Source organism: Anatilimnocola aquadivae (assembly GCF_049819085.1).
Lineage (GTDB): Bacteria > Planctomycetota > Planctomycetia > Pirellulales > Pirellulaceae > Anatilimnocola.
In genome coordinates this window covers 5,499,605-5,523,536 of record NZ_CP187419.1, presented here as the reverse complement: position 1 = coordinate 5,523,536, position 23,932 = coordinate 5,499,605, and the positions used below count along the sequence as shown (strand labels likewise).

The window sequence follows — 23,932 nt, the reverse complement described above, 5'->3', positions numbered from 1 at the left end:
CATTGGACAGTTTGGGAGGAGTGCCCAAGCGGGTATGATTGCCGCTTATTTTTTGCGTTCCCTCTATTTGATTCACAAATTCCGACGACGTGCCAACCTGCTGATGCGCACTTAGTGAAAAAATAGAAAAATAATCGAAATCTATTTGACGGAACCTTCGAATGACATTGCCGCATCATGCGCCGTGGTGGCTTCTGCTGCAGGATTTTCCGTTGCTGTGCAATCGGTAGAGCCCGGCAATTCGTTGGCTTCCAGACCAAAACGGTTCCATTCTTCAGCAACAAATTGACCCATCGCCTGGCGAAAAACTGCCTGACTGAAACGCTCGGCTTGAGCGCGTACGAGGTCCGGATCGAATGCCATCTCTTGAAAACGACGTACGGCGTCGACGAGCGCGGCGGGTGTTTTCTCGTGAAAAAACGTCCCTGTTTGCCCTTCTACCACGGTTTCCAGCGCTCCACCGACTCCGAATGCTATCACCGGCGTGCCGCAAGCCATCGCTTCAATGGGAACGATGCCAAAGTCTTCCTCGGTAGGAAAGATAAATCCCTTCGCGCGACCATAGAGTCCCGGCAGTTGTTCGTCAGGCACGCGCCCCAGAAATTCGATGTTCCCCTTCGCTCGCGGCTTTTGCTTGGCGATTTCCTCGCCGGTCCCGGCCACTTTCAGCGGCAAGCCCAGCTCGTTGAAGGCATCTACGGCCAGATCGAGACGCTTATACGCCACCTGGCGACCCACAATCAGGTAATAATCGTCTCGTTCGCGGGACACGGGGAACTGGGCAACACTCACCGGGGCATGGATGACCGTGGAGTCTTTGTGGTAGTACTTCGCGATGCGGGCCTGCACAAATCGTGAGTTGGCGACGAAACGATCGACGGTTTGAGCGCCCCGATAGTCGATTCGCCGCAGCCAGCCGATCATCATTGGCAGTAGGCCTTTCACCAGCCAATTCAGCTTGCCGAACGGAGGATGGGCCAGATACCACTCGTAATCGCTCCAGTAATAGCGAACTGGCGTGTGGCAGTAGCAGATATGCAGGGTCTGCTCGCCAGTCTGAACGTACTTCGACTCGGCGCTGCAGGAAGAGATGACGATGTCGAAGTCCGACAGATCGAGGCCTCGAAAGACCCAGGCCCGAAAGACCGAGAAGAGCTGGTGCTTCTTCTTTGCGAGCGAGATCCGGTCCAGCCAGGTGGGCCGCACGTCGGCGTTCTTGAACTCGGGAAACTTCTCTGGCACGTAGTTGGCCGTGTAGATCGGCGCATCTGGATACATCTCGTGCAGTTCCAGCAGCACTTTCTCGGCACCGCCGGGCGAAACCAGCCAATCGTGGACTAAGGCGATGCGCGGTTTGGCCACCGAAGGGGTGACAGGAGGCGAATTGGGCATATTGATGGGTCGATTCATGATGTTTTAGCCAGCGGAGGTCAGGAGGTCCCAGGTTTTGCGGGCGGCGTCGTCCCAACTAAAAAGTTTGGCTCGTTCCCAGCCACGCTGGCGCAGTTGATCTCGCAGTGAGGCATCGTTGGCCAGTTGCTGCATTGCGGCGGCGATACTTTCGATCTGCAGCGGGTCCACCAGCAGGGCCGCATCGCCGGCCACTTCGGGTAGAGAGGTCGAATTGCTACAGATGACGGGCACGCCGCAAGCCATTGCTTCGAGGACTGGCAGACCGAAGCCCTCGTACAAAGAAGGGCAGGCGAAAAACTCGGCCCCGGCGTAAACGGCCGGCAGCAGATCATCGCCGACGTAGCCAGCTAGCACTACGTTCTGGGGAGCTTCGCTGAGGCCGATGTCGCCATAAACCTTGGCCTTCGTACCCACGAGCACCAGATGCAAATCGTCGGGGCGGTCTTTCATCGCCGCCCAACTCTGCAGCAGCCGGTGTAGATTCTTGCGCGGTTCGAGCGAGCAAACGCACAGGGCATAGCGCGCGGGAAGCTGCAATTGCTCCCGAGCCTGCGCGATGTTCTGTGCTGACTGCGGCTGGAACTGCGGACCAACACCGCAGGAAATGACTTCTACTTTCTCCTCCGGCACGCGGCAGTATTCGACAATCCGCTGCTTGGAGAACTGCGAAACCGTGATGATCCGCTGTACACGGCGGGCGAGTCGAGGAACCAGCCATTGATACCAGGCAGCAAACGCCCGGGTAAAACACTCCGCGCGATCGACGAAGGCGGTGTCGTGAATCGTGACGACTTGCTGCCTCACGGCCAACGGACCCGTCGTGCAAGGAGACCAAAGGAGCCCGCGCGTGAGCGTGGGCAGTCGGAACTGCTCCCACAAGTGACCGCTGGCTCCTTTGCCGCCCCGTTTGGGCTGGAACACGGGCACTGGTTCCCAGCGGGAGACGATCTCGCGAGCGTATCTCTGCACACCCGTTAAGCGCTGAGCCAAATAGCGACCGTTTACACAGGGAGTCATGGGGAAACTCCTTGCGCACGGTAAGAAACGGATGCCTCGGCGGTACGACGCTTTCGTTCCGCCAGCCAAAGGCGGCATCCCAACCAGACGATGACCACGAGCGGGGCCAAAATGCGCGGATGTGTCAAATAGACAAACCGCGGCATCTCCAGCAGGCTGAGGAAGGCAATCGGGAACAACAGGCAGCCAATGAGCGAACCCTCTAAGTAGCCACGATAGGCCCAGCCCAGCAACGCGCCAAAGACCGTCCACCAGATCAACGAGCCGATCACGCCAAAGTCACGAATGGGCTCGAAGAGCCCGCCGGGGCTGTTGTATTCCACGTTGGCATACTGCTTTAGCATTTCGGTGTGGGCGGCGGGGCCATTCACGCCCGTCAACGATTCATACGACAGCGGCGATTTCTCGATTGGCGGAAACTCCCACAGAGCATCGAACGTGGCCAGCGGCAGCGGCCGTTGACCTTCTCGCTCCCAACCCAAGGCGCCGTTGTTTTGGCTGGTGCTGTAATAGCCACCGATCCGCCACAGGGTGAAGTCGGTATAGGAGGTGAATTCGTTCCGATAGTGCCGCCAACTGCGAAAGTACTCGAACACGCCGAACATGGTCACGACGCCGATTAGGCCAACCACGGGAGCCACTCGAAAGGCGTTCTTTAGCGCGGGTGACAGCGGGCGAGCCAGCCAGTAGAGCCGCAGCACCAAAACCGCCGCTGGCACGACGACTTCGATCATGGCCAATCGTTCGTGAAAAAGGAGGGCGCGCATCGCCGACAAACCCACAATCACCGCCATGTACTTGCGGACGTACGCCACGCCCCGATGATTCAACCACAGACCCAGCAGCACGCAAATGATGCCGAACTGGGTCGCGGTGGTAACGCCGGGTATGAAGACGACCACCTCGCCAGCCAGTTCTCGTGAAACATCCTGCGGCGGCGCCAGCAGGTTTTCGAGAATCACTCCCAACGAAAGCCCATTCTGCAGGCCGCGCAGCAGTAATAACGAGTAGGCCCCGACGGTCATGTAGAAGGTGGCCAAGAACCACCACTCCACGTCCTTAGCAATCGCGTCGCCAGATTGGCCCGGTTTCTTTTGCCATTGGGAACCGATGCGCCGGCCAATCTCCAGTGCCAACCAAGCCGACAGAGCAATCCACCAATGCTCGGTCTTCAGGTACTTCGGCGTCTCGTACAGCGAGTAAGCCTTGTCCGAGAGGATCTGTGCCAGCGCGAAGGTTCCGATCGTCCCCATGCCAAAAACCCACGACGGGTTCAGCCACCAGAGGCGGCCGAGCGGAGTTCGATGGGGAACAGCTGTAGACATGACGCAGAACTCGGGCAAACAGGGAACGAAGCCAACACAGCGCGGAATGTTCCTCCGCTTGCCGGCAACTCCGATCAATGGTGAGAGACCAGTGATCTTTTGGGAAGGGCTAAAAAGTGAAGTGGCTGAGTGTCAGTCAGCCACTTTCCAGTTTAGTCAGGTCGCAAAATCTGCCGAGAGGCGGCAATGCCGCTGAATGGCAATCTCACCTAGAAAGCACCTTCGCGGAGCAATACAACCCGCACGGTGCTCACCAGAATGTGCAGGTCCAGCCACAGCGACCAGTTTCGTACGTAATAAGCGTCATATTCGATACGCTGTTCGTAGGTCGTCTTGTTTCGACCAGAGATCTGCCACAAGCCCGTGAGGCCTGGCGTCACCGCCACGTATTGCTCGTAGCAGTCGCCATACTTCTCGATCTCGGCCTGTACGATCGGGCGGGGCCCAACCAGGCTCATCTCGCCCACAAAGATGTTCCACAACTGTGGCAACTCGTCGAGGCTGGTCTTGCGAATGATGTGGCCAATCCAGGTGATGCGAGGATCTTTCTTCAGCTTGTGATCGGCTTCCCATTCGGCTCGCATGGCTGGATCTTTGGCCAGAATGTCTTTCAAAACCTGATCGGCATTCGGCACCATGCTGCGGAACTTCCAAGCGCGAAAGCGGCGGCCGTGACGACCGATTCGTTCCTGCGAGTAGAAGATCGGTCCCGGCGAACTCAGCCGAACCGCAGCGGCAATGAAGATCAGCAGCGGCGAAGCCAGCAAAGCACCGAAGCCGACGATCAGCACGTCGCAAACTCGCTTGGTGAAGAGCGCCAGGGGCGAAAGCAGGCCGACTTGCATCGCCAGGGCAGGTTGCCCGGCAACTTCGCCAGCGGTGGCCCACAGGTGAGGCATACCGTGCGCTTCGGGCATCACAATCCAATGACGAATGCCCATACCACCGCGAGAAATCATGCGGCGTGTGTCGTCGTCAAAGTGGGGCGACATGGCGAGCACCGCCGTATCGACACCATGCTGCTTGGCGATCTCACACACATCGTCGAACTGCCCGAGGTAGCCCTCGACTTCGTCGGCACTTGAGCGAGACATCACGTCTTCGACAATCCCAACCGGACGCAAACCCATCGCCGGAAAGCGCTGTAGCAATCGATAGGCAACGAGTCCACGACGGCTGCCGCCCACGACAATCACCTTGCGTCCCCACCACTTCGTGCGACCAGCGGTCAGGCGCACAATGGCTCGGGTCAGCGGAGCAACCAGGGCGAAGACCAACACTGCTAAGGTTAAGCAGGCACACTTGCCCACCGACAAGTCTGGCATGGCAAACAAGATGGTTCCCAGTAAGCAGACGGTGGCCAGGCTCGTGAGCCAAACCGCGCGCAGCTCTGCTGCCGGGCGAAGCTGCAAGGCGCGATACAGGCCCTGCGATTGCAGGGCGAGTAACATGGCGGCCGAGTAGCCGCCGGCCATCCGCAGAGAGTCGACGTTCGGCACGCCCCAGGCATTTCGCCACCAGGCAACCAACAAGGCAGATACTGCCAAGCCGGAGCCAATCGCGACCATGTCGGCGACTAGCAACAGGGCCGTCATCGGCCAGCCATTGCGAGTTCCGTAAGCCGGCAGCGGGCGTGATGGCTGCGCGCCACGTTCCAAGTCGAAATGTTCGGTCACCGCAATCGCGGGACGAGCGCGCGAAGTTCGCGCGGTAGCAGATACGGGGGTGCTTAAGTCTTCTGGTGTCATATGCAAGGCGAGCGGGGCACTTCCATCATCTGCCGGAGATGAAAGAACCAAAAATTCCGCTTACCAATCCTGGGGGGTGCCAAGTCCTGTCATTCATTTCCGCAGCTGTGAAACCCAGGGGGAGAGGGTGTTCACCACACAACTGCAGGAGCGAGGCAGGACTTTGGCTGGGGGGTTTAGGTAGGAAAAATCCGTACAGTTAACCTGGGAGAGTTTCAGAGTAGTTTGACGATCAAACGATGTAAAGTGGCACATCAATGCCAGACCTACTACATTGCCGCAAATTCATTAAAGTTCGGGTCCCGCTCAAATCAGGCTAGACACCAGCCGCCCTAACGAGCGAAAATCCAAGCCCCTTCACCACTTCCGCCAACTCGACGCCTTCCATGAGCCGTGACGACTTCGATCTCGACAGCCTCGCCAAGTACCTTCACCTGATGCCCGCGCAAGTCCAGCGGATGGCAGAACGTGGCACGGTCCCCGGAAGGCGGATCGGGGGGGAATGGCGGTTCTCCTTAGCGGAGATCCATCACTGGTTGGAGGATCGCATCGGAGCCGCCGATGCCGAGGATCTCGAGCAGGTCGAGGGAGTTCTCAACCGCCAAGCTCAGGAAATTCAGTCTTCGGTCCGAATTGCGGAAATGTTGGCCCCGGCAGGGATTGCTCTCCCCCTCGAAGCCCGCACCAAGGCTTCGGTCATCAGCGATATGTGTGAACTGGCCGCTAGCACCGGTTTTCTCTGGGATCCCGAGAAAATGGCGGAAGCGGTCAGAGCCCGCGAAAATCTGCATCCCACCGCCCTTGAGTCCGGCGTTGCTCTGCTGCACCCCCGTCGCCCCTTACCGCACATATTGGCCCAGCCATTTATTGCCTTGGGGCGTACCGGTCGGGGCATTCCCTTCGGGGCTGAAAATGGCCAGCTAACTGACCTTTTCTTCCTGATCTGTTCCGTCGATGATGCCGGCCACTTGCGAACCCTCGCTCGGCTCAGCCGGTTGCTTGGCTCGCCCGGTTTTTTGGAAGCCCTGCGTTTTTCCGATACGCCCAGCGATTTGCTGGCCGAAGTCAGTCGCCTGGAACTGCTGCTGCCCGACCTGTAATGCCTACCTGAGCCGGAAGCGTCAGCGCCCGGAGATTGCTGGCCGGTAGCGCAATACCCTCCGGGCGCTGACGCTTCCGGCTCAGGTTTGAAGAACATGCTCATCGTCACCATTGGCCAGCACCTTGCGCCGGAACTCGTCGCCTGCGAACGGGCCCTGCGCCAGTTCGCGGTCATCTATGCGTTCGAACAGACCGCCGATGTCCTCGCTGCTTGGCAAGTTGCCAGCGACCAACCGCTGCCCCGCTCGCACGAACCCGCCGCCATCGTCTGGCTGCAATCTCGCTCGGGAGAATTCTCCCAACCCGAAGTCGAAGCCCTGCGTGAAGCGATTCCTCAGGCCAAACTCTTCGCCATCACTGGCGTCTTCAGCGAAGGCGAGAAGCGCAGCGGCAAGCCCTTGGCCGGCGTCACTCTGATTCCCTGGCATCACGAACCTCGCAAACTGCGAACCCTGATAACTAGCACCCAATTAGCCACTCACCCGAACCGAAGCGACTGGCTGGCAATCCATGCCGCCAACTTCACCGACTATCAAGGTCTCGCGGGACTCTGCCAGTCGCTAGGCTATCGAACCATCTGGCAACCCGACCACTTGCCGAGACTCTCCAGCGAGCCAGCGGTTCGCCTCTTCACCGATTGGCCCGCCTGGCAGAACTGGCAACCAGCCTCCAAGCAGTCTCCGGCTCCGCAACCGGCCGCCGAGATCCTGCTCGTGGCCCATCCTCGCCCCAGCGATTTTGCCCGGGCCCGCGAACTGGACATTTCCCTCGTTCTCGCCCAGCCCTTCGACGTAGCCGACCTTCAGCACTCCCTGGCCGCAGTTCTTGCTCCGGTAAGCCCCGCCAGCATCCGCCTCGCCGCATAGCGTTCTGATAACCACTTCCGCACTTTGCAGCCGATCGCGAAGGGCCCGTGATCTTCCCTAAAGCGATCGTCCAAGAAGTTATCACCGAGCGACATTCTTACGTTCGTCTGATAACTTTTTGACGAGTTTTTTCGCGATTCCTTTTTGTCTCAAGCTCAATCCTGCTCAGCGGTTAGGGGGCAGAAAATCGGTTATTTGCCGTTTTCCTGATAACCGTTTGATAACTTCTTTTCGCTCACTAATCTTGCCCAGTTTGCCACGCAGCGAATTGCCGACAGTAGTCGCGAAGGGCAGGAATTATTCCGCAATAAGAAGTCACTTATTGATCCACTGATAACCTTCTAATCACTGTTTTTGCTAATAAGGATCAGTCACTGTCGATGAATAGATGGTTGTCTACCTGATCCATGGACAATTAACTGCCACCAGATTTCCAAAGAACTTCCATTGCCAATTGTACAGACGTTCGTGACTAGTCTGGTCACAGAAAATTACGACTTTCAACCGCGGCGCAGGCAGTAGCGTGGGTCGACATCGTGCTTGGACGCGGGGCAGTTCCGAAAGGCTTCCCGCGACGAGCCCCACCGTGAGGGCTACTTTTCAGGCAGGCGATCGGCGGGCTGGGGAACATCGCTTGTCAGTGACTTCAGGAACTCGACCAGGTCGCGAGTTTCGCCTTCGGTCAGACGCAGGGGGTGAATGCCCGGGTTGGAGATGTCGCCGCCGCGCGAGAAAAAGTCGAGCGTCCCTTCGAGGGTCTCGAATCGACCATCGTGCATATAGGGAGTGGTGATTTCGACATTGCGGAGCGTCGGAGTCTTGAACGCGTAACGATCCTCCTCGCGCTTGGTCACTGGATAGCGGCCGAGGTCGTCTGCTTCCTTACGCACCGTGAAGGTGGTCGGCACTTGCTGACGCAGCCCAATATCGTGGAACTTCTCGTCGGTGAAGTTGGGCCCGCTGTGGCATCGGCTGCAATCGAGTTGCGAACTGAAGAACAACTGGCTGCCGCGCTTGGCCGCTGCCGACAGCGGCTCTCGTTCCACCGCCTGCTGAATGGCGGCATAGTAATTCGGATCGAAGTCTTTCGTTCCTCGCAAAGTTTCCAGCCGCTCGAGCTCCACGTGATAGTCCCAGCGGGAGGGCCCGGTGACGATGGTGCGCTCGAAGGAGGCAATCGCCTGACAGATCGCGGCGAAGTCCAGCCGTCCGAAGATCGCGGCGAACTGCAGCCGATAACCTTCGACCTCGCTGATTTGCCGCACGCATTCTGCCTGCGTCGTATCCATTTCATCGGGGTGCTCGACGGTAAAGCGAATCTGCTCTTCAAGCGATTTCGCCCGACCGTCCCAGAACTGCTCGCCCCCGAGCAGGCGATTGAACCCGGCGGCCGTTTCGCGCAACCGCGGGTGAACCAAGGGATCGCTGGCGAACCGCTTCAGTGGTTGATGGCAGGTGATACAGGCCTGATGCTGGTTTTTCGACAGCCTGGGGTCGAAATACAACTGCCGACCGAGTTCGATCTTGGCCCGCGTCAGCGGATTGTCGGCGGGCAGGGAGAATTCGGCCGCACGAAGCCCCAGCGGTAGTGCCACTTCCAAAGGCTGGTGATTCGCTGGCTCAGCAAGCCACCGCTGAATCTCCGGAATGGTCAGCGGCCCGGTGCCGGGAATTCCCGCGGTCAGCGAAGGCGATCCCAACACAAGCTTTTTGCCAACCATTTGATCGGCCGCGAGGTTTGCGGCCAATGGTGAACTTGCTGGAGGCGTGCAGCCAAAAGTGGCGACGCTCAGTACTATGAGAGCGAGCAGGATCCCCGGTAAACGACAACCATGCGCGAGATCGAGCCAGCGGATCATGCCTAGTTACTCGGCGGAGCGGCCAAGTCAAAGTCAAAGCTGTTGCTGCCCGATTTCACCGACGCCGTGAAGGGTGTGGTGGCAGCCGTCGTGAACTTTTTGTCGACGAGCGACTCGCGTCCCATGTAGGTCTTGAGAACCGTGAACACCACCTTGTACTCGCCGGCTAACGCTCCGTCGTTGGGATCGAAGGTCGTCAGGCGATAAGTACCGTCAGGCTGGATGTCGCCCGAAGCAGCTTTGAAGGTTCCTTCCGCAGCGTTGGGATCGTGAACGGGCTCAAAGCGAATGACGGCGATTTCGGCAGCAGGCCGCTGACCGCCGGCAAAGCTGATTTTTCCCCGCACGGGATTAACCCCCTTCGGATTACAACCGGTGACCGCCACCACAACCATCATCAACAACAACAGCGAGAACGTGCGCACAGAATTTCTACCTCGACTGGAAAGGGAACCGCAACTACGACCAAACCGAGTAAGTTCAGAATCGAGTTAGTTCAGAATGCTGCCGGGAATGGTATCGCCGTCGCCGCTACTGATGAGCCGATCCCAAACGGCCTCGGGATTGGTGCACGCGCCGTGCTCGCCCGTTGTTTGAACCGTTTCTGAGATAAAATGTACGCTGCCATCGGCGATCAAAATGACGGTGCCACCGGGATGTGTGCTGCGCACCGTGGCTTGCTGGCTGGCATTGCAAGTTTGCCAACAGCCCATTCTCTGGGTGTTGAGGAACGAGGCGCCGGGAGTCGTGTAGAGGATATCGCAGCCTTCGATATCGTCCGATCGTTCGTTCGGCGCATTCGGACCGTTGGCATCGCCGCCGCAGCCATGTTTGAACAGTGCCGACGAACCTGCAGTTCCCATGGCCCAGACGCCACGACGATCCTGGTCGGTGACGCCGGAGCGAACTTCGCCAGCCATCATCGCATTGCTCAAGCCGTCGGTGATCTCGGAAAACTTCAAGCTGACATTCACACCCATCACGCCACGTCGTCGATCGTCGTTGAAGCCGTTGTCTTGAATGAAAAAGGCGTGGCCGTTCGCCGCATAATTGCCGCGCTGCCAATTGTCACCTTCGGTGGTGGTCAGCCCTTTGAACTTCGTCCGGGTAAAGCCGTCGGAAGGGCACAGCAGTGCCTGCACCTTGGTGCCGCGAGCATTCCGGTTCAATGGATCGGAGATCGGCACATTGAAATTGAAAGACTCGTACAGCGGCTGCTGTTCCATGAAGGGGAGGGTCATGATGATCCAGTTCGCGCGAAAATTGTCGCTCGTACGGGCATCGTCGCCGTTCCAGAACTGCAGCGCGGGCGGCAAGATCTTGTGGACGTCGTGATAGTTATGAAGAGCCAGGCCCAGTTGCTTGAAATGGTTTTTGCACTGCGTGCGGCGAGCAGCTTCGCGCGCGGCCTGTACGGCGGGAAGCAGCAAGGCGACCAGGACGCCGATGATGGCAATCACAACGAGAAGTTCAACGAGCGTGAAGCCCGCGCGGCGGTGGTGCTTAAACATGGGAGAGGCTGCAGGTGGAGAGGCGGTTCCAATTCAGAGGGTGGACATTCCCCCCGTATCGACCGGAGTTTAGTTGGACTGCAGGCAGATGTTAACAAAAACTAATTGGAATGCAACTTTTGGGCAACTTGTACGTTTTGCAGCGAGATGCGATTGCCACTTATCGCTTACCACCCGCCAAGCGTGTTGCCTGGGGAAGCGTTCGCAAGCGGGCCATCTGCCAAATGCCCACGGCGGGGCCAATCGCCAAGACTGCAGTGGCGAGGGGCCAACCCAACCAGCCTTGCAGCAGTGGCAAGGCCGCGATGGTGATGGTGGTGAGCAAGAAGCCGGTGCAGGTCTGAATCGCCAGAGCCGTGCCGACATATTGCTGGTCGCACAGCTCCGAAACGGCAGCGCTGAATTGGGCACTATCGGCAATGACGCTCAGTCCCCAAATCAGGCACACGATGGTGAGCAGAACAGGCCAATCGAACAGACTGCCGGCGACGAGGGCACACGTACCGGAGATCAACAGGCTGAGAATCGTTGTGAGGCAACGGCCGCGTCGGTCGGCAAAGCGGCCGGCGGCGATGCAACCGAGTCCACCGATGGCCACCGTCGCAAAGCTGGCCAGGTAAGCAGAATCCAGCGGCAACTCTGCCTTTTTGAAAGCATCGCGCAGCAACTGCGGAGCCCAGGTCCACATGGCATACAGTTCGAACATGTGCCCGAGGTAGCCGAAGTTTGCGCGGCGAATCGGTTCGTCGCGCCACATCTTCACAAAGTATGACCAGTCGAACGTCGCTGCTTTCGGTAGCCAGGGACCGGTCTGCAAACACACGATTGCGAGGAGCGAAGACAAGAGCGAACAAGCACTTGCCGCCAACAGCAGCAACCGCCAGGTCTCGGGGAGTGGACCGGCCGAAGTGGGCCAGGCAATCGCAGCCCAGTGATCGAGCGACAGCGTGCGGAGCAAATGAGGCAGCCCCGAGCCGATCGTCAGTGCCCCAACCATGATGCCAATCGCCAGCCCGCGACCTTGGCGAAACCAAGAGGCCATCAGCTTCATGCCGACCGGATAAACGCCGGCGAGCATCGCCCCGGTCGCAGCGCGCAGTAAGAGGACAATCAGAAAGCCCGTCGTGGTTTGGGCAAACCCGTTGGCAATCGCCAGTGGAATCGCCGCACTAAGCAGCGCACCACCCAAGGCCGATAGCGCCAGCAAGCGCGGCGCGGGCCAGCGATCGGCCAGATTCCAAACGGCGCTCGCGAGCGCTCCGGCGGCAAAGCCAATCTGCACGCTGATCGTCAGCCAGGCTTGTTCCAGCGGCGAGAGATCCCAGGCATTCTTCAAAGCGGGCGCGACCGCACTGACCGAGAACCACAGCGTCATTGCGAGCAGGTTGCAGAGCGAAAGGCAAGTGAGCTGAAACCAACGGCCAGGATGTTCGCTTGGAGGTTTGTCCATGAGATGAAGAATAGCAACTTATGGCTTGCGCCACGGCATCAGCGTGTCTTTGGTCGACTTGATGAGCGAACTGCCGAGTCCCGGGCGATTCTCTTGGCGCACGCCGCCCAGTTGGGCAAGTTCGGGGAAGAGTTCTTGCAACCGTTCGTTCAGCTGCGGGAAGACTTGCCGTTGCACGACGGGCTGATCGACGGGACCGGTCACGTCAAACAGCAGAAACTGCCGGCTGGCTTCACCAATCAATGGCCGGAAGATGGGGATCTGTAGTTCGTCGCGACCGACCTGCGTGTAGAGCTGCATGTTGATCTCGCGACCCGACGTTAGCCGGCCGCGTCCCTTGAGCGTGATCGCATCTCCGGCGAGTTCGATCCGATCCAATTCGAGATCGTCCCCTTCAATGCGGAAGTCGATATCGCTCTGCGTGAATGCTGTTCGATCGGGCCGTTGAATGGCCGACAGCTTGAGCATCGAGAGAATCGCGGGTAGCTCGTAGATATCGGCATCGCGGAGGCGCACTTGCCCTTGCCCGCGATAAGTATGCACGCCTTCGCCCGTGCCGGAGAGAGCGACGACTGCGAAGACCTTGCCGCCGAGTCGTTGTTGGCGCGGGGCCATCTCGCGAACGATGGTCGCCAGATCACCCTGTTCCAACCAGGCCTGCAGTTGAAACGGCAACTCTTGTCCAAATCGCATCTGGCCATCCAAGGCGATGGCGCCGCCAAAGACGTTAGCCGTTAGTTGCCGCGGAATGCGATCGGGCAAGTCGCGCTCGGCCCACGCGCCAAAGCGAAGCTGTTCGGCATCGAAAACCAGCGGGCCGCGAATCTGCGTCAATTGCACATCGCGAACCACGGCGGAGTCGATCTGCAACTCACCGCGATTTTCGAACGAAGCTGCCTGATTACGACCGCGCAGCCTGACCGCGCCATGGATGTGCTCGATAGGCACACCGGCCGTGAGACTACCGTTTTCGATATCAAAATTGAGATCCCAATCGATCTGCGGCGACTGTTCCACATTGGCGGGCACCGTAATGCCGAGCGCGCCTTGCATATTGAGCGGACCCACAATGGCCAGTTTCGAGAGCGACGCGGCAAAGCCCGGCGGCAAGGCCGCGAGCAGTTCGTGATCGACTTGCATCCGGTCGGCTGTTACTCGCGATAGTTCCACGCGGCAAGCTCCGTCGGACAACAACTGCGTTTGACCTTCGGTCGTCAATGTCAGCCGGCCATGCGTGGCCGTGATGTTCTGCAGCGAGGTCTGACCGTCGCGATAATGAAAGCTGCCGGTGAGATTATCGAGACCGTAACGGAACCAGGTCGGCTCGATGGAGATGGTTCGACCTTCGACATTGCGATTCGGGGCCCACTTTTCCGCATCGACGGCAACCGACGTGTGATGGGTCGAGGGATTGTATTTCACCTGCACTTGTAAATGATCGATATTGCCGCGGGGCCGCATGTTGACCCACAGACGTTGCATCGCTGGCGATAGTGCGCGACGGAGTTCGTCTTCGAGCGGAATGTCGCTGGCGGTGAAGTTCAGTTCAAGTTGGTTGCCATCGGCCGCGCTGCTCTGCCACTTGCCATGACCAACGATGTATCCGCTGTCGTTACGGCCGCTGAGGTTCGTGAAGACCCAATTGTCATCGGTCATCCGCAGCGAACCATTCACCCGATCGATGGGATACGAGAACGCTTCGTGCTGAATGGTCAGGTCGTGCAAAGTGACATCGAGTGTGCGGTGTAGCGGCGCGCCAGCATGCGCGCGTTCGACTTTCGCCAGAAACGAGATCGCGCCGCGAGGTTGAAACTTGCGCACAATCAGTTGCGAACTGGGCGTGAACGCATTGATGAGGCGATCATCAATCGCCAGCGGGCCACCTTGCGAATGCAGTTGCAACCAACCGCTGAAGTCTTCCCCCGGATGATCGATTTCTGCGCGGCAGGCGATGATCTTGCCACCGCCAACCATTTCCAGACGAACCTTCAGGTGATCGTCCTTCAGCTCCACGGTGCCGCTGGCATCGGTCATGCGATAGGGAAACTTTTCATACTGCAACGAAAGATTGTGACACTTCACCGTCACTTCTGGCGTCCAGCGGTGGCCATCGGAGGTCAGCCGCGTGCTGATATCGACGATGCCACGCGGCGCGAAGCTGTTCCACACATTCTGCATCGTTTCTGGCAGTTCGTTGACGGTGAGCCGGTCCAAGTTGACGCGTTCCGCGACGAGATCAATCTGGCAGGGACTGCTGAGCGAGTAGCCGTGCAATTCTGCATTCAGCTGAATGGTGGCTGGCCCGCAACGGCCCGTCAGATCGTTGATCCACACACCCTTGGGATCAAGGCGAATCGTGGCTTGCACATCGGTGAGTGGATCGGGCAAGCGAGCATCGTCAATACGCCCTTCGGCGATCTTGCCGTGAGCAACAAAGTCGATGCTGGCACCATGTTCCTTGCGAGCTTGCGTCGTCGGACAGCTGACATGAAAGCCAAACTGCGTGCGACCGCGCACCGACGACAGCGGAGCCAGCAGCTCGCCAGCTTCGCGCGGTAAGGCGGCTCGCAAGCGAGGACTGAACTCGAGTCCCTCGACGGCTCCGCGCAAATCCCAACTGCCGGCGAAAGGCTGAATGGTCCCTTCGATCTCGACTCGTTCGAAGTGGTCACCCGCAATCGAACCCTGCACCCGCAGCGAAGATGATGCTGGTGAAGGACTTTCTGGCGCTGTCAGCGGCGCGCTCGGTGCGGCCAGCGGTGCCGTGCTGGTGTCGGCAGACCCGATGGTCAGCTCGATGTTGCGCAGCGTAAGCGGGTTGGTGTTGCCTTGTGAAGGATCAATGACTTCGACGGTACCGTCCGCAATCGTCGCGTGCGGAGCTTGGCCACCGACAGAGGGAAGGGGAAGCAAGTGGCTGACGTTCCACACACCGCTCGGTTTTCGTTCAGCACGCAGTTTCACGCGGCGAACATCGATCCGGCTGATGTGGGGAATCTTCGTTAGCAACTCTGGCAGGCTGGTATCGCAGTGAATGATCGCTTCTTCGATCTGCGCAATCACGGGCGCGGTCGAGCCACCGGCTTCTCGAATCGTGATGCCGCGAATCTCAATGCCGCGAGACTCCAGTCGCCGAGCCGAGCGCACACTCACCTGCAATCCGCTGTAGTGATCGCGCAGGCGTTGCTCGAAGCGATCTCGAATTTCGCGATCGAGTTTGTTCACGCCGTAATACCGCACGGCAACGAGAACTGCAAACACGAGCGACACCACCAGCACGACGCGCACGGTCTGCTGCCGCAAGGCAGAGCCCCAAGTGCTCGTCGAGATGTTCGGTGCCGAGGCCATGCGTGTGCGTTAGTTGAGGGGAGTCTTGCTATGAACAGGACGGGGGCAGCAACGATTCATGAGCCAGGCAACAGCGACGGCGGCGAGGATTAGCAGCGGAATCATCGCTGGCTGGCGATAGCGAATTGAACTGACAAAGATTACATGCAGCGAAGTAAAATAGATGGCAGGCAGTACGAGTAACCACACGGGCCAACCGAGCGAACGAGTTCGCCAGAGGCCGAGGCCCACCAGCACCATCGCCGGCGCATAGCTGAGCATCAGCACGAGCCGCAGCGTGTTGCTGCGAAACTCCGTCGCGTTGGGCCAGGGACTCCAGATGCGGACGAACTTGATCCAGGCGAGTTGCAGCACTCGCGCAGGATTATTCTTCGCCCACTGAATGCTCGCTTGCTTCATTCGCTCGTCGAGTCGATCTTCGAACAATTGACCGGCAGTCGGTGGATGGGCAGCATCGAACTCCCGCTGCAGTTTTTCGTACTCAGCGACGAAGCTCATCTCGCTAGCGCCGTTGGCTGTGGGGCTTAGGCCGTCGTACAAACTGGCACCTACTTGCAACGAAGTGGGCACGAAGCGACCAGCCACGCTAAACGTGTAATACCACCAGGGAGCCATCGCCGCCGAGAGGCCCGCGAGCATCAACAGGCCGATTTGCAATTGCTTGAGTCGCTCGCTGGCCACGATCAGACCGATGCCAACCGCGAAGGGTGTGAACAAGAGCCAACTTGGTCGCATGAGCGTGGCAAGTCCGGCGGCGACTCCCGCGACGAGTGACCACGACACGAAGTTTCGTTTTGTGGAAGCTCGCCAGGCGGCAATCCAGGCGAGCAGTTGGACGATCATCAGCGGCGTGAACGGAGCTTCGCTCAGCACAAACACGCTCTGCGCAATTGCTTCTGGATAAATCGCAATCGCCAGTGCCGTGAGCAGCGCCGTTCTTTCATCGAACAGGCGCCAGGCGAGCATCGCTGCGAGCAAGGCCGTGAGCGTGCCCAGCAGCGCCGAAAGTACGCGCCCGCTCATCACCGGCACATCGGCACCGCCAACGACAAACAGGCCGCTGAGCAGCAAGGGATAGCCGGGTGTGCGAAACACGCGGTACTGCTGCGGACCGTAAGCGTACGGTTCTCCGGCAGCAATCTTTTGCGCGAGTTGCCAATAGCTTTCGCTATCGGGAAAGCCAAACCGCTGGCCAGCGGGTACTCGGCTTTGCCACCACACCGCAGCCCCTAGTCGCACCACGAGCGCTACAGCCAAGATGGCTGCGAGTGCCCAACGAGTACGAGCGACAGAGAGCATGCAAGAGCCTAATGAATACCGCAGGGGATGGGGCAGGCGCTGACACAAGGAGTACGCGCGGGAATCGTAGAAGAAATGAGATATTGCCACAAGGCAAGTCAACAGGCGGCTTTAGCTCTTGCCAGCAGTGGCGCAGCTTCGCTATCGAAGGATCGGTGCTGTCGCTCCAAAACTCGTCTGGTTCGGTTTTTGGCCCGCTGCTATAAGTCGCGACCAGTGTTGTTCTCGGCCGCGCTTCCTGGGCGGTCGTAGGCACTTCGCGTCACCGCACATTGCGCAGGAAAACATCCTTGAGCTTCGATTCTGCAATCAACCGACGTCGGCTCTGCTGCGCAGCCCTGCTGTGCTGCGGCGGTCTGCTCACGGGCTGTGAATCCGGCCAGGTGCCCGAACTGCGCAGCTGGAATCCGTGGGTCACCAAGGACTGGAAGGCCGACGAGGCCTATGCGCCGACGTATCACCGCAAAGTGAAGGACCTCGCCGATCTGCGCGACCGCGCCCCATCGTTGCCTCCCGAAGAGCAGCAACGCTACAGCGCCGAACTCGCCGTGCAGTTGCAAAAAGAAGAAGCCGTCGTAATGCGCACGGCGCTCGTACAGACACTCGCCGCACTTCCGACCGAACAGGCTCGCGCTGCGGTGCAAATGGCTGCCAACGACAGCGACCCTTACGTTCGTCGCCAGGCCTGTGTCGCATTGGGAAAGAACCCCGATGCCAAATCACTGGAAATCCTCGGTCAAACCTTAGCGAACGACAACGATCCCGATGTGCGGCTAGTGGCCGCGAAGGGGCTCGGCCAGTTCCGCGATCCGCAGGCCGCTCAAGCACTAGCGGTAGCCATCGACGACAACAACCCTGCCTTGCAGCATGCCGCAATGGATTCGCTGCGCACGGTTACGGGTAAAGATTACGGCTACAGCGCTTCCGCCTGGCGAGAGTACGTGCAAGGTGGCACACCCAAGGCGCCCCCCGCACCTTCGCTGGCCCAGCAGTTTCGTGAGAATCTGTGGTGGTGGTAAGCGGACAACCGGCAAGCATTCGCAGGCCCTCCCAGCACCGCGAATCACACCTTTCGGCGGAGTAGGACAAGTTTCGCCATCAGCCAGGATCCGTACATTCCGCAGGTTAACCAACCCGCAACTTGAGTGGTCAGTTTTTTTCGCCACAGGCTGGGCATCGCTGCGGTGCGGTTCCGATATTGGACCTACCCACGACGCGCGGCGGAAGCAGCGTGGCTACTACCCTGGCAATACAACCGGCAGAGTTACTGCTAGCGGGCTTGGCGAATTCGTTCGCCTGCCCTCAACAGAACTAACATTGCTATCACGTCGAGCGAAAGCTACTTCATGATTCGTACGACTCTCTCGTTCACCGCTTTGTTCGGTCTGCTCGCACTGGCGTGCAACCTGCTGTTCACTCACTCGGCAGACAAAGCTGCTAGCGGAGGTCGTGGCTCGATACGGGCTGACGAATCCAAGGGCGAATCGCCCGCTGCTGAGCCGCTGCTGCGACAAGCCAAGCGCGCAGACTCGCCTCTTTCGCTGGTCACGGAACCAGTGCAGCTGAAGACAATTGGTCAGTCGGCCGCTAGCGACATTCAGCTAGTCGATTTCGAAGAAGCCTTCTTCCTCGATCCACCGGCCAAGGATGACGAAGCCAAGCCAGACGAAGGTGTTGCTCCTAAGAAGAGCCTCGACGAACTGACCGGCGAAGAGAAACCTGCGGACAAAAAGTCAGCAGACGAAGGCGATGAAGCGAAGCCGATGGGCCCCGCTGAACCCAAGCCATTGCCAGCGGCGAAAGAAATCGAACTGACCATCGAGCAGATCAAACTGCGCGACGAAATCCGTGAGTGCCTCGGCCACTACTATCATCGCCCCGAAAACATCGCCTCGCGCAGTCCCTGGGCCTGCATGCACGCGATGATTGCCTACGGCGTCGATTCAAACCTCATTGTCAACGGTCAACGAGCCAACGCGATCGGCTATCTCTGCTTCAATGGCAACTGCAACGGCCAGCAATTGTTCTACACCCAAGGCGGCCAACTGCAGGCCCGCATCGGACCCGGAGTGCAAGGTCACGCCGGTCAGTTTCTGGCGATGCTGGCGCAGTCACGTGTGAAGACCACCTTCCCCATGAAAGTCGATGCCCGCGACTTTGCGGTTGCCGACCTAATCGAACACGAAAAGCTCACCTGCCGCCCGAACACCGAACTCACCTTCAAGCTGATCGCTCTGACGCATTACCTGCGCTCCGATGAATCGTGGAACAGCAACGATGGTCAGACCTGGGATATTCCTCGCCTGATCAAAGAAGAGTTGAATCAGAAGATTGTGGGCGCGGCCTGCGGTGGTACGCACCGTTTGACCGGCCTCAGCTACTCGGTCCGTAAGCGTCAGCAGCGGGGCGAAGTGATGGAAGGCCAATGGCTGCGAGCGAAGAAGTTCATCGACGCCTATCACCAATACACCTTCCGCTTGCAAAATCCGGATGGCAGCTTTAGCACGGAATGGTTCGCTGGTCGCGGCGACAATGGTCCACCAAGCCGCCGGCTGGAAACAACGGGGCACATCACCGAATGGCTTGCATACTCGTTGCCACAAGATGAACTGACCGACCCCAAGATGGAAAAGAGCGTCGCTTACCTTACCAAGCTGCTCTATGACGGTCGCAACGAGAAGTGGAACATCGGTCCTCTCGGCCACGGCTTGCACGCTCTCGCTCTGTACGACGAGCGCGTCTTCGGCGGTGTTCCTGGCAAGCGTGCCGAGCAACTGGCACACAAAAGCCCGGTCACTCGCTAAGCTGCAAAGCGATCGCAAGCACCGATTTCAAACACTGGCCACGATGTTGTCGTGGCCAGTTTCGTTTGGCAGTTAGAAATCGCAATGCCTCGTTAGTCGTCATCGCGCGAGTTGGTGCCGAGGAAGTCAATCAGCCAGTCGAGGCCGACGCCGCCGTAGAGATGGTCATTGCCTTGGTCGCCGAAGATAAAGTCGTCTCCCTCGCCTCCAAACAGGCTGTCGTCGCCGTTGCCGCCGAAGATCAGATCGTTCCCGGCATCGCCGTAGATGAGATCATGGCCGTTCAATCCCAAAATGGTGTCGTGGCCACCGCCACCACGCAGAATGTCACTCGCGCTGCCACCGGTGATGGAATCGTTGCCACCACCGCCATGCATTTCGAGCGGGATCGAGACATTGATGGCCGACATCAGGTCGCTGCCGCCCAAGCCAAACAGCACGATGCGGTCAGTGGTGGCGGTGTTCACCGTCGCGAGAATCTGTCCGCCGTCAAACACTCGCACGGTGTTGCTGCCGTAACCAATGGCCGTCAGCACGTCGCTCGATTGCGTGCCCCAGACAACCGTTTGTTGATGCACCTCGCTGTTGTTGCCATCTTGATCCTGGACTGAAACGGTGACTTGCCGCACATTGCCAGACGCATAGGTACGCGAGACCGTGGTACCGGCGGCTGGAGCGGTTACGACTTGCACCGGAGTGCCATCGCCCCATTGAATGCTGTACTGGAACGGTGCCGCTTGATCGGCGGGCGAAGCGTCGCTGGCCGCTAGTTGCAGTTCCAGACTACGCAGGCCCACGCCGGGCGAGTTGGTGATCGTTAGTTGCGGCAGCGTCGTGGTGTTAGCCACATTGATCGTCACCTCGGCGGTGTCGGAGATTGCCTTCAACACCTCATTGGCAATGATCTGATGGCCGGCGGCGGTGGGATGAACCGAATCCCAAAAGAGGAAGTCAGCGGGGTTGCCAGTAACCCCGGCACCATCGAAACAGGCGGCGGTCACATTCGTGAGGCCATAGTCGGCCGGGTTGGCAACCACGGTTTGGAACAGGCCAAAAATGTCGATCATCGTCGCGTTCAGGCCAGGCTGTGACAACGCGCCGGTGAGAGCGGTGTTGAAGAAGCCGGAGAGCGCGGTCAATCCAGCGGACTGATTGACGCTCTGGGCATATGGCGTTAATCCCAGGTCTGGCAAGTTCATCACCAAGATGTGCTGGGCACCGTAGGTCTGCAGGGTGCCGACCGTTGTCACCAAGTTCGTTACCGCTTCGGTGATGACAGCCGTGGGATCCGACAAGTCGCCAAAGAAGTCATTCGCACCGGCCCACACTACATACAGGGCGTTGGGATCAGCAGCCTGACCATTAAGACCGGCAAGATACAGCTGCAGCTCATTCGTCAGACCTGGCAAATCGGTTTGCAGCAGCGTCTCGTTGTAATTTCCGACGCCCGTTTCAGCGCCTGCGACGGCGAAGTTATTGGCGAGCGACAACGGCAGGTCCAGTTGCTCGGCAAACGACTCGACCCAAACCGGGCCGTTCGAAATACGGCCTTGGAAGTAGGGCGGATCCGGCGGAAACTGACCACCCGTGGCCGCAAACAGGCGTCCCTGATCTGAGAGGCTATCGCCGAAGACAAACACATCGCTGAAGTCGGGGGCCAGCGTGTATTCAAACGTGTCGACGCCTGAACTTCCCGTCGGGATCGCGCTGAGCGTGGGAGAGGTCGACGGATCGTAGGAAAAGCTGCCATTCGCGGCGATCGTCAACGTGGCACTGGCGGCTGTCTGCAGCGTGGGTGCGGAAACCGTACTCTGGCCATCCACGGCGATGACTTTCATCGGCAAGCCCGCAGCTGCGGACGTATCGGCGCCACCGCCGGCGATCACATTTCCCACGAGCAACTGATCTTCGTTCGTCGCGAATAAATCATCAGCCGCCAGCGGAGCCAACGGCAGCAGCGTGAGAACTTGCCTTGCCTCCAAGGATTCGAAAGTTCGCAGACCTTTCGCAGCGGGAATGCTGAAAAAGCGAATGAGTTTGCGCGCGGATGAACCGCAGCTTCGGCGGGCCTTTTTCATCGTGAACCTCCAAGGATCAACCTTGTGGAGAACCAGCAAGCAGGCGGGACCGCGAACCGAACGAGGGGAGGTCGCAGATATGTCCCGACAAGTGCTAAGGCACGGCCCCCCGCAGAAGTGGGCGCGCTAAACTTGAGAAGCAGCAAATCTTTATGTGGGAAGATTCTCTCGTCGCGACTTTTTAACAAGCTCTTATTTCACGAACCAACAGCAGGTTCACTCGCGGTAAGATAGCATTCCTGAAAGGCCACCTGTCTTCCTTTTTCAAGCGGAAATCCGATGTTGTGTGACCGACGTTCTCTGTGGTGCTGGTGCGCAGCGAGTGCCGTGACCCTGCTGTTGATCGCGCTTCCTGCCTTGGCGCAACAGCCGCCCTACGATGTGTTTCCACCAGCGAACGCGCCTAACTATCGCGTGCGCTACGAGGCCTCGAAAGAGCCCGGCGAATTGATGTTTCCGGTCAACTACACGGTTTGGATTCCTCCGGGCGTTAAGCAGCTGCGCGGTGTCATCGTGCATCAGCACGGCTGTGGCGAAGGCTCGTGCAAGTCGGGCCTGACGGGTGCTTACGATTTGCATTGGCAAGCACTGGCAAAAAAACATGACTGCGCCCTGCTCGCGCCCTCCTATGAGCAGCCGGAAAGGGCAGACTGCCAGATGTGGTGTGATCCGCGTAACGGCTCGGGCCAGGCATTCGAAAAGTGCCTCGGCGACTTGGGCGCAAAATCTGGCCATCCAGAATTAGCCAAGGTTCCGTGGGCCCTGTGGGGACACAGCGGTGGCGGTCACTGGGCTGGGGGCATGGTGCTCTTGCATCCAGACCGCGTCGCGGCCGCGTGGCTCCGTTCCGGTGTTCCGCTGCTGAAAGCAGACCCAGCCCGCGCCGGAATCAAAGCCCACACGCTTCCTGCTGCCGCTCTGAAGGTACCCCTGATGTGCAATCTGGGAACGAAAGAAGGCGTCACGGTTAAAGACAGTCGCTTTGCTGGCGTGTGGCCAGCGAACGAAGCATTTTTTGGCGAAGTACGTTCTCAAGGCGGCTTGATCGGCGTGGCCGTCGATCCCCTTTCAAGTCACGACTGTGGCAATCAACGGTACCTGGCGATTCCCTGGCTCGATGCGTGCCTGAGCGCACGATTGTCGAAGTCCAGCGGCGAGCCACTTCAAGAAATGCCGACCGAGATTGCTTACCTCGCGGAGCCTACGGGCGCGGAAGCTGTCGCGGCTGCAAAGTTCAAGGGTGATGCGCGCAAAGCCGGATGGCTGCCGAACGAGTCGATGGCACGGGCGTGGATGCAGTACGTCAAAGATTCGAACGTGGGCGACACGACTCCGCCTCTCGCGCCGACCAACGTGCGAGTCAGCGGCAACGAACTCCGCTGGGACGCGGAAGCCGATTTGGAAAGTGGACTCGCGAGTTTCATCATCGAGCGCGACGGTAAGCTCTTGATGACCATTCCCGAGAAGAGCAACAACCCCTTCGGTCGCCCGATCTTTCAGAACCTGCAATACAGTGACACGCCCACGCAACCGCTGGTACTGCTGCGCTTTGTTGACTCCACCGCCAAGCCGGGCTTGAAGCACACTTATCGAGTCATTGTAGTGAACACTGTGGGTTTGAAGTCGCCGCCGAGTGCCGATAGCGTGGAGGATGCTCGCTAAGGCAGACGATTCGCAATCACTTCAACAACACCAGCAACATTACCACGGGAGTCTTCGCCGTGATCGAGTGCTTCAAGTTTGCCGGCATGTGAATCCAAGTTCCCGCTTGAGCTGCCTGCGTGTCGTCACCAAGCCCGACAGTTGCCTCGCCCTTTACAAAAAACAGCATCGCCGGTTTTGCCGCCGTATGTTCCGATAGCTCCTGCCCCTCGCCGAAACCGAAGACGACGGCCTTGGTTCGATCATCCTGAAACACTGTGCGGCTGTAGATGCCATCGACTGGCGGTTCGGCCTCTCGGGCTAGATCGAGAATATGAGTGTAAGTCGTCATGGTTCGCTTCGCCTACCTGTTTGAATCGACGTCTTTGGCCAGAGCCTGCTGAATTCTCCAGGCTAACACATTATTAATGGGCACATCGTTGATGTGGATAGACTGCCACGACGAAACTCA

The 23,932-nt window shown here is 58.9% G+C and carries 17 protein-coding genes; 5 read left to right on the top strand and 12 right to left on the bottom strand.

Annotation, left to right across the window (positions count from 1 at the left end; all coding sequences use genetic code 11):
- Positions 1-141 precede the first annotated feature (141 nt).
- The 4 genes from NA78x_RS21720 to wbaP all read right to left on the bottom strand — a co-directional run bounded on the left by NA78x_RS21720 (position 142) and on the right by wbaP (position 5,431).
- Entirely contained in the window at positions 142-1,410 is a 1,269-nt protein-coding gene (locus NA78x_RS21720) for a glycosyltransferase (RefSeq protein WP_425614478.1), read from the bottom strand.
- Positions 1,411-1,416: 6 nt separating this feature from the next.
- Positions 1,417-2,430, bottom strand: coding sequence for a glycosyltransferase family 4 protein (locus tag NA78x_RS21715; RefSeq protein ID WP_425614477.1), 1,014 nt, complete (start codon positions 2,428-2,430; stop codon positions 1,417-1,419).
- Positions 2,427-3,755 (bottom strand): O-antigen polymerase, encoded by a 1,329-nt coding sequence (locus NA78x_RS21710; RefSeq protein WP_425614476.1) that lies wholly within the window; start codon positions 3,753-3,755, stop codon positions 2,427-2,429. The genes NA78x_RS21715 and NA78x_RS21710 overlap by 4 nt, the downstream gene beginning before the upstream one ends.
- 209 nt (positions 3,756-3,964) lie before the next feature.
- On the bottom strand, positions 3,965-5,431 hold the full coding sequence (gene wbaP / locus NA78x_RS21705; RefSeq protein WP_425614475.1) for an undecaprenyl-phosphate galactose phosphotransferase WbaP: 1,467 nt from the start codon (positions 5,429-5,431) through the stop codon (positions 3,965-3,967).
- 458 nt (positions 5,432-5,889) lie between these two features.
- Between wbaP and NA78x_RS21700 the strand changes: the two genes are divergently transcribed.
- Both NA78x_RS21700 and NA78x_RS21695 read left to right on the top strand, forming a co-directional pair.
- Positions 5,890-6,603: a PTS sugar transporter subunit IIA gene (locus NA78x_RS21700; protein ID WP_425614474.1), complete on the top strand. Its 714-nt coding sequence runs from the start codon at positions 5,890-5,892 to the stop codon at positions 6,601-6,603.
- A gap of 96 nt (positions 6,604-6,699) precedes the next feature.
- Positions 6,700-7,470: a hypothetical protein gene (locus NA78x_RS21695; RefSeq protein ID WP_425614473.1), complete on the top strand. Its 771-nt coding sequence runs from the start codon at positions 6,700-6,702 to the stop codon at positions 7,468-7,470.
- A gap of 593 nt (positions 7,471-8,063) precedes the next feature.
- On the opposite strand, the gene NA78x_RS21690 is transcribed toward NA78x_RS21695, so the two are convergent.
- From NA78x_RS21690 to NA78x_RS21665, 6 genes are all read right to left on the bottom strand, one after another.
- Positions 8,064-9,329: a cytochrome-c peroxidase gene (locus tag NA78x_RS21690; RefSeq protein ID WP_425614472.1), complete on the bottom strand. Its 1,266-nt coding sequence runs from the start codon at positions 9,327-9,329 to the stop codon at positions 8,064-8,066.
- 2 nt (positions 9,330-9,331) lie between these two features.
- Positions 9,332-9,754, bottom strand: coding sequence for a hypothetical protein (locus NA78x_RS21685; protein WP_425614471.1), 423 nt, complete (start codon positions 9,752-9,754; stop codon positions 9,332-9,334).
- Positions 9,755-9,820: 66 nt separating this feature from the next.
- Entirely contained in the window at positions 9,821-10,840 is a 1,020-nt protein-coding gene (locus tag NA78x_RS21680) for a DUF1559 domain-containing protein (protein WP_425614470.1), read from the bottom strand.
- Positions 10,841-11,000: 160 nt separating this feature from the next.
- A complete protein-coding gene (locus NA78x_RS21675; RefSeq protein WP_425614469.1) occupies positions 11,001-12,290 on the bottom strand; it encodes an MFS transporter in 1,290 nt (429 codons plus the stop codon).
- 18 nt (positions 12,291-12,308) lie between these two features.
- On the bottom strand, positions 12,309-15,638 hold the full coding sequence (locus NA78x_RS21670) for an AsmA-like C-terminal region-containing protein (RefSeq protein ID WP_425614468.1): 3,330 nt from the start codon (positions 15,636-15,638) through the stop codon (positions 12,309-12,311).
- A 9-nt stretch (positions 15,639-15,647) separates the two neighbouring features.
- Positions 15,648-16,937, bottom strand: coding sequence for an ArnT family glycosyltransferase (locus tag NA78x_RS21665; RefSeq protein ID WP_425614467.1), 1,290 nt, complete (start codon positions 16,935-16,937; stop codon positions 15,648-15,650).
- A 290-nt stretch (positions 16,938-17,227) separates the two neighbouring features.
- Here NA78x_RS21665 and NA78x_RS21660 point away from each other — a divergent pair, with 290 nt between their 5' ends.
- Together NA78x_RS21660 and NA78x_RS21655 are read left to right on the top strand one after the other, a co-directional pair.
- Positions 17,228-17,956: a HEAT repeat domain-containing protein gene (locus tag NA78x_RS21660; RefSeq protein ID WP_425614466.1), complete on the top strand. Its 729-nt coding sequence runs from the start codon at positions 17,228-17,230 to the stop codon at positions 17,954-17,956.
- Between the two features lie 327 nt (positions 17,957-18,283).
- Positions 18,284-19,741 (top strand): hypothetical protein, encoded by a 1,458-nt coding sequence (locus NA78x_RS21655; RefSeq protein ID WP_425614465.1) that lies wholly within the window; start codon positions 18,284-18,286, stop codon positions 19,739-19,741.
- Positions 19,742-19,833: 92 nt separating this feature from the next.
- On the opposite strand, the gene NA78x_RS21650 is transcribed toward NA78x_RS21655, so the two are convergent.
- Complete coding sequence (locus tag NA78x_RS21650; RefSeq protein ID WP_425614464.1) at positions 19,834-21,819, bottom strand: SGNH/GDSL hydrolase family protein; 1,986 nt, start codon at positions 21,817-21,819, stop codon at positions 19,834-19,836.
- A gap of 327 nt (positions 21,820-22,146) precedes the next feature.
- Here NA78x_RS21650 and NA78x_RS21645 point away from each other — a divergent pair, with 327 nt between their 5' ends.
- Positions 22,147-23,481, top strand: a complete 1,335-nt coding sequence (locus NA78x_RS21645; protein WP_425614463.1) for a hypothetical protein — start codon at positions 22,147-22,149, stop codon at positions 23,479-23,481.
- A 16-nt stretch (positions 23,482-23,497) separates the two neighbouring features.
- Here the strand turns inward: NA78x_RS21645 and NA78x_RS21640 are convergent, their stop codons facing one another.
- Entirely contained in the window at positions 23,498-23,812 is a 315-nt protein-coding gene (locus tag NA78x_RS21640) for a cupin domain-containing protein (protein WP_425614462.1), read from the bottom strand.
- Positions 23,813-23,932 lie beyond the last annotated feature (120 nt).

Excerpts from the sequence above, each read along its gene's own strand:
- NA78x_RS21720 (WP_425614478.1), bottom strand. The coding sequence starts at position 1,410 with ATGAATCGACCCATCAATATGCCCAATTCGCCTCCTGTCACCCCTTCG.
- NA78x_RS21715 (WP_425614477.1), bottom strand. The coding sequence starts at position 2,430 with ATGACTCCCTGTGTAAACGGTCGCTATTTGGCTCAGCGCTTAACGGGT.
- NA78x_RS21710 (WP_425614476.1), bottom strand. The coding sequence starts at position 3,755 with ATGTCTACAGCTGTTCCCCATCGAACTCCGCTCGGCCGCCTCTGGTGG.
- NA78x_RS21700 (WP_425614474.1), top strand. The coding sequence starts at position 5,890 with ATGAGCCGTGACGACTTCGATCTCGACAGCCTCGCCAAGTACCTTCAC.
- NA78x_RS21695 (WP_425614473.1), top strand. The coding sequence starts at position 6,700 with ATGCTCATCGTCACCATTGGCCAGCACCTTGCGCCGGAACTCGTCGCC.
- NA78x_RS21690 (WP_425614472.1), bottom strand. The coding sequence starts at position 9,329 with ATGATCCGCTGGCTCGATCTCGCGCATGGTTGTCGTTTACCGGGGATC.
- NA78x_RS21680 (WP_425614470.1), bottom strand. The coding sequence starts at position 10,840 with ATGTTTAAGCACCACCGCCGCGCGGGCTTCACGCTCGTTGAACTTCTC.
- NA78x_RS21675 (WP_425614469.1), bottom strand. The coding sequence starts at position 12,290 with ATGGACAAACCTCCAAGCGAACATCCTGGCCGTTGGTTTCAGCTCACT.
- NA78x_RS21670 (WP_425614468.1), bottom strand. The coding sequence starts at position 15,638 with ATGGCCTCGGCACCGAACATCTCGACGAGCACTTGGGGCTCTGCCTTG.
- NA78x_RS21665 (WP_425614467.1), bottom strand. The coding sequence starts at position 16,937 with ATGCTCTCTGTCGCTCGTACTCGTTGGGCACTCGCAGCCATCTTGGCT.
- NA78x_RS21655 (WP_425614465.1), top strand. The coding sequence starts at position 18,284 with ATGATTCGTACGACTCTCTCGTTCACCGCTTTGTTCGGTCTGCTCGCA.
- NA78x_RS21650 (WP_425614464.1), bottom strand. The coding sequence starts at position 21,819 with ATGAAAAAGGCCCGCCGAAGCTGCGGTTCATCCGCGCGCAAACTCATT.
- NA78x_RS21640 (WP_425614462.1), bottom strand. The coding sequence starts at position 23,812 with ATGACGACTTACACTCATATTCTCGATCTAGCCCGAGAGGCCGAACCG.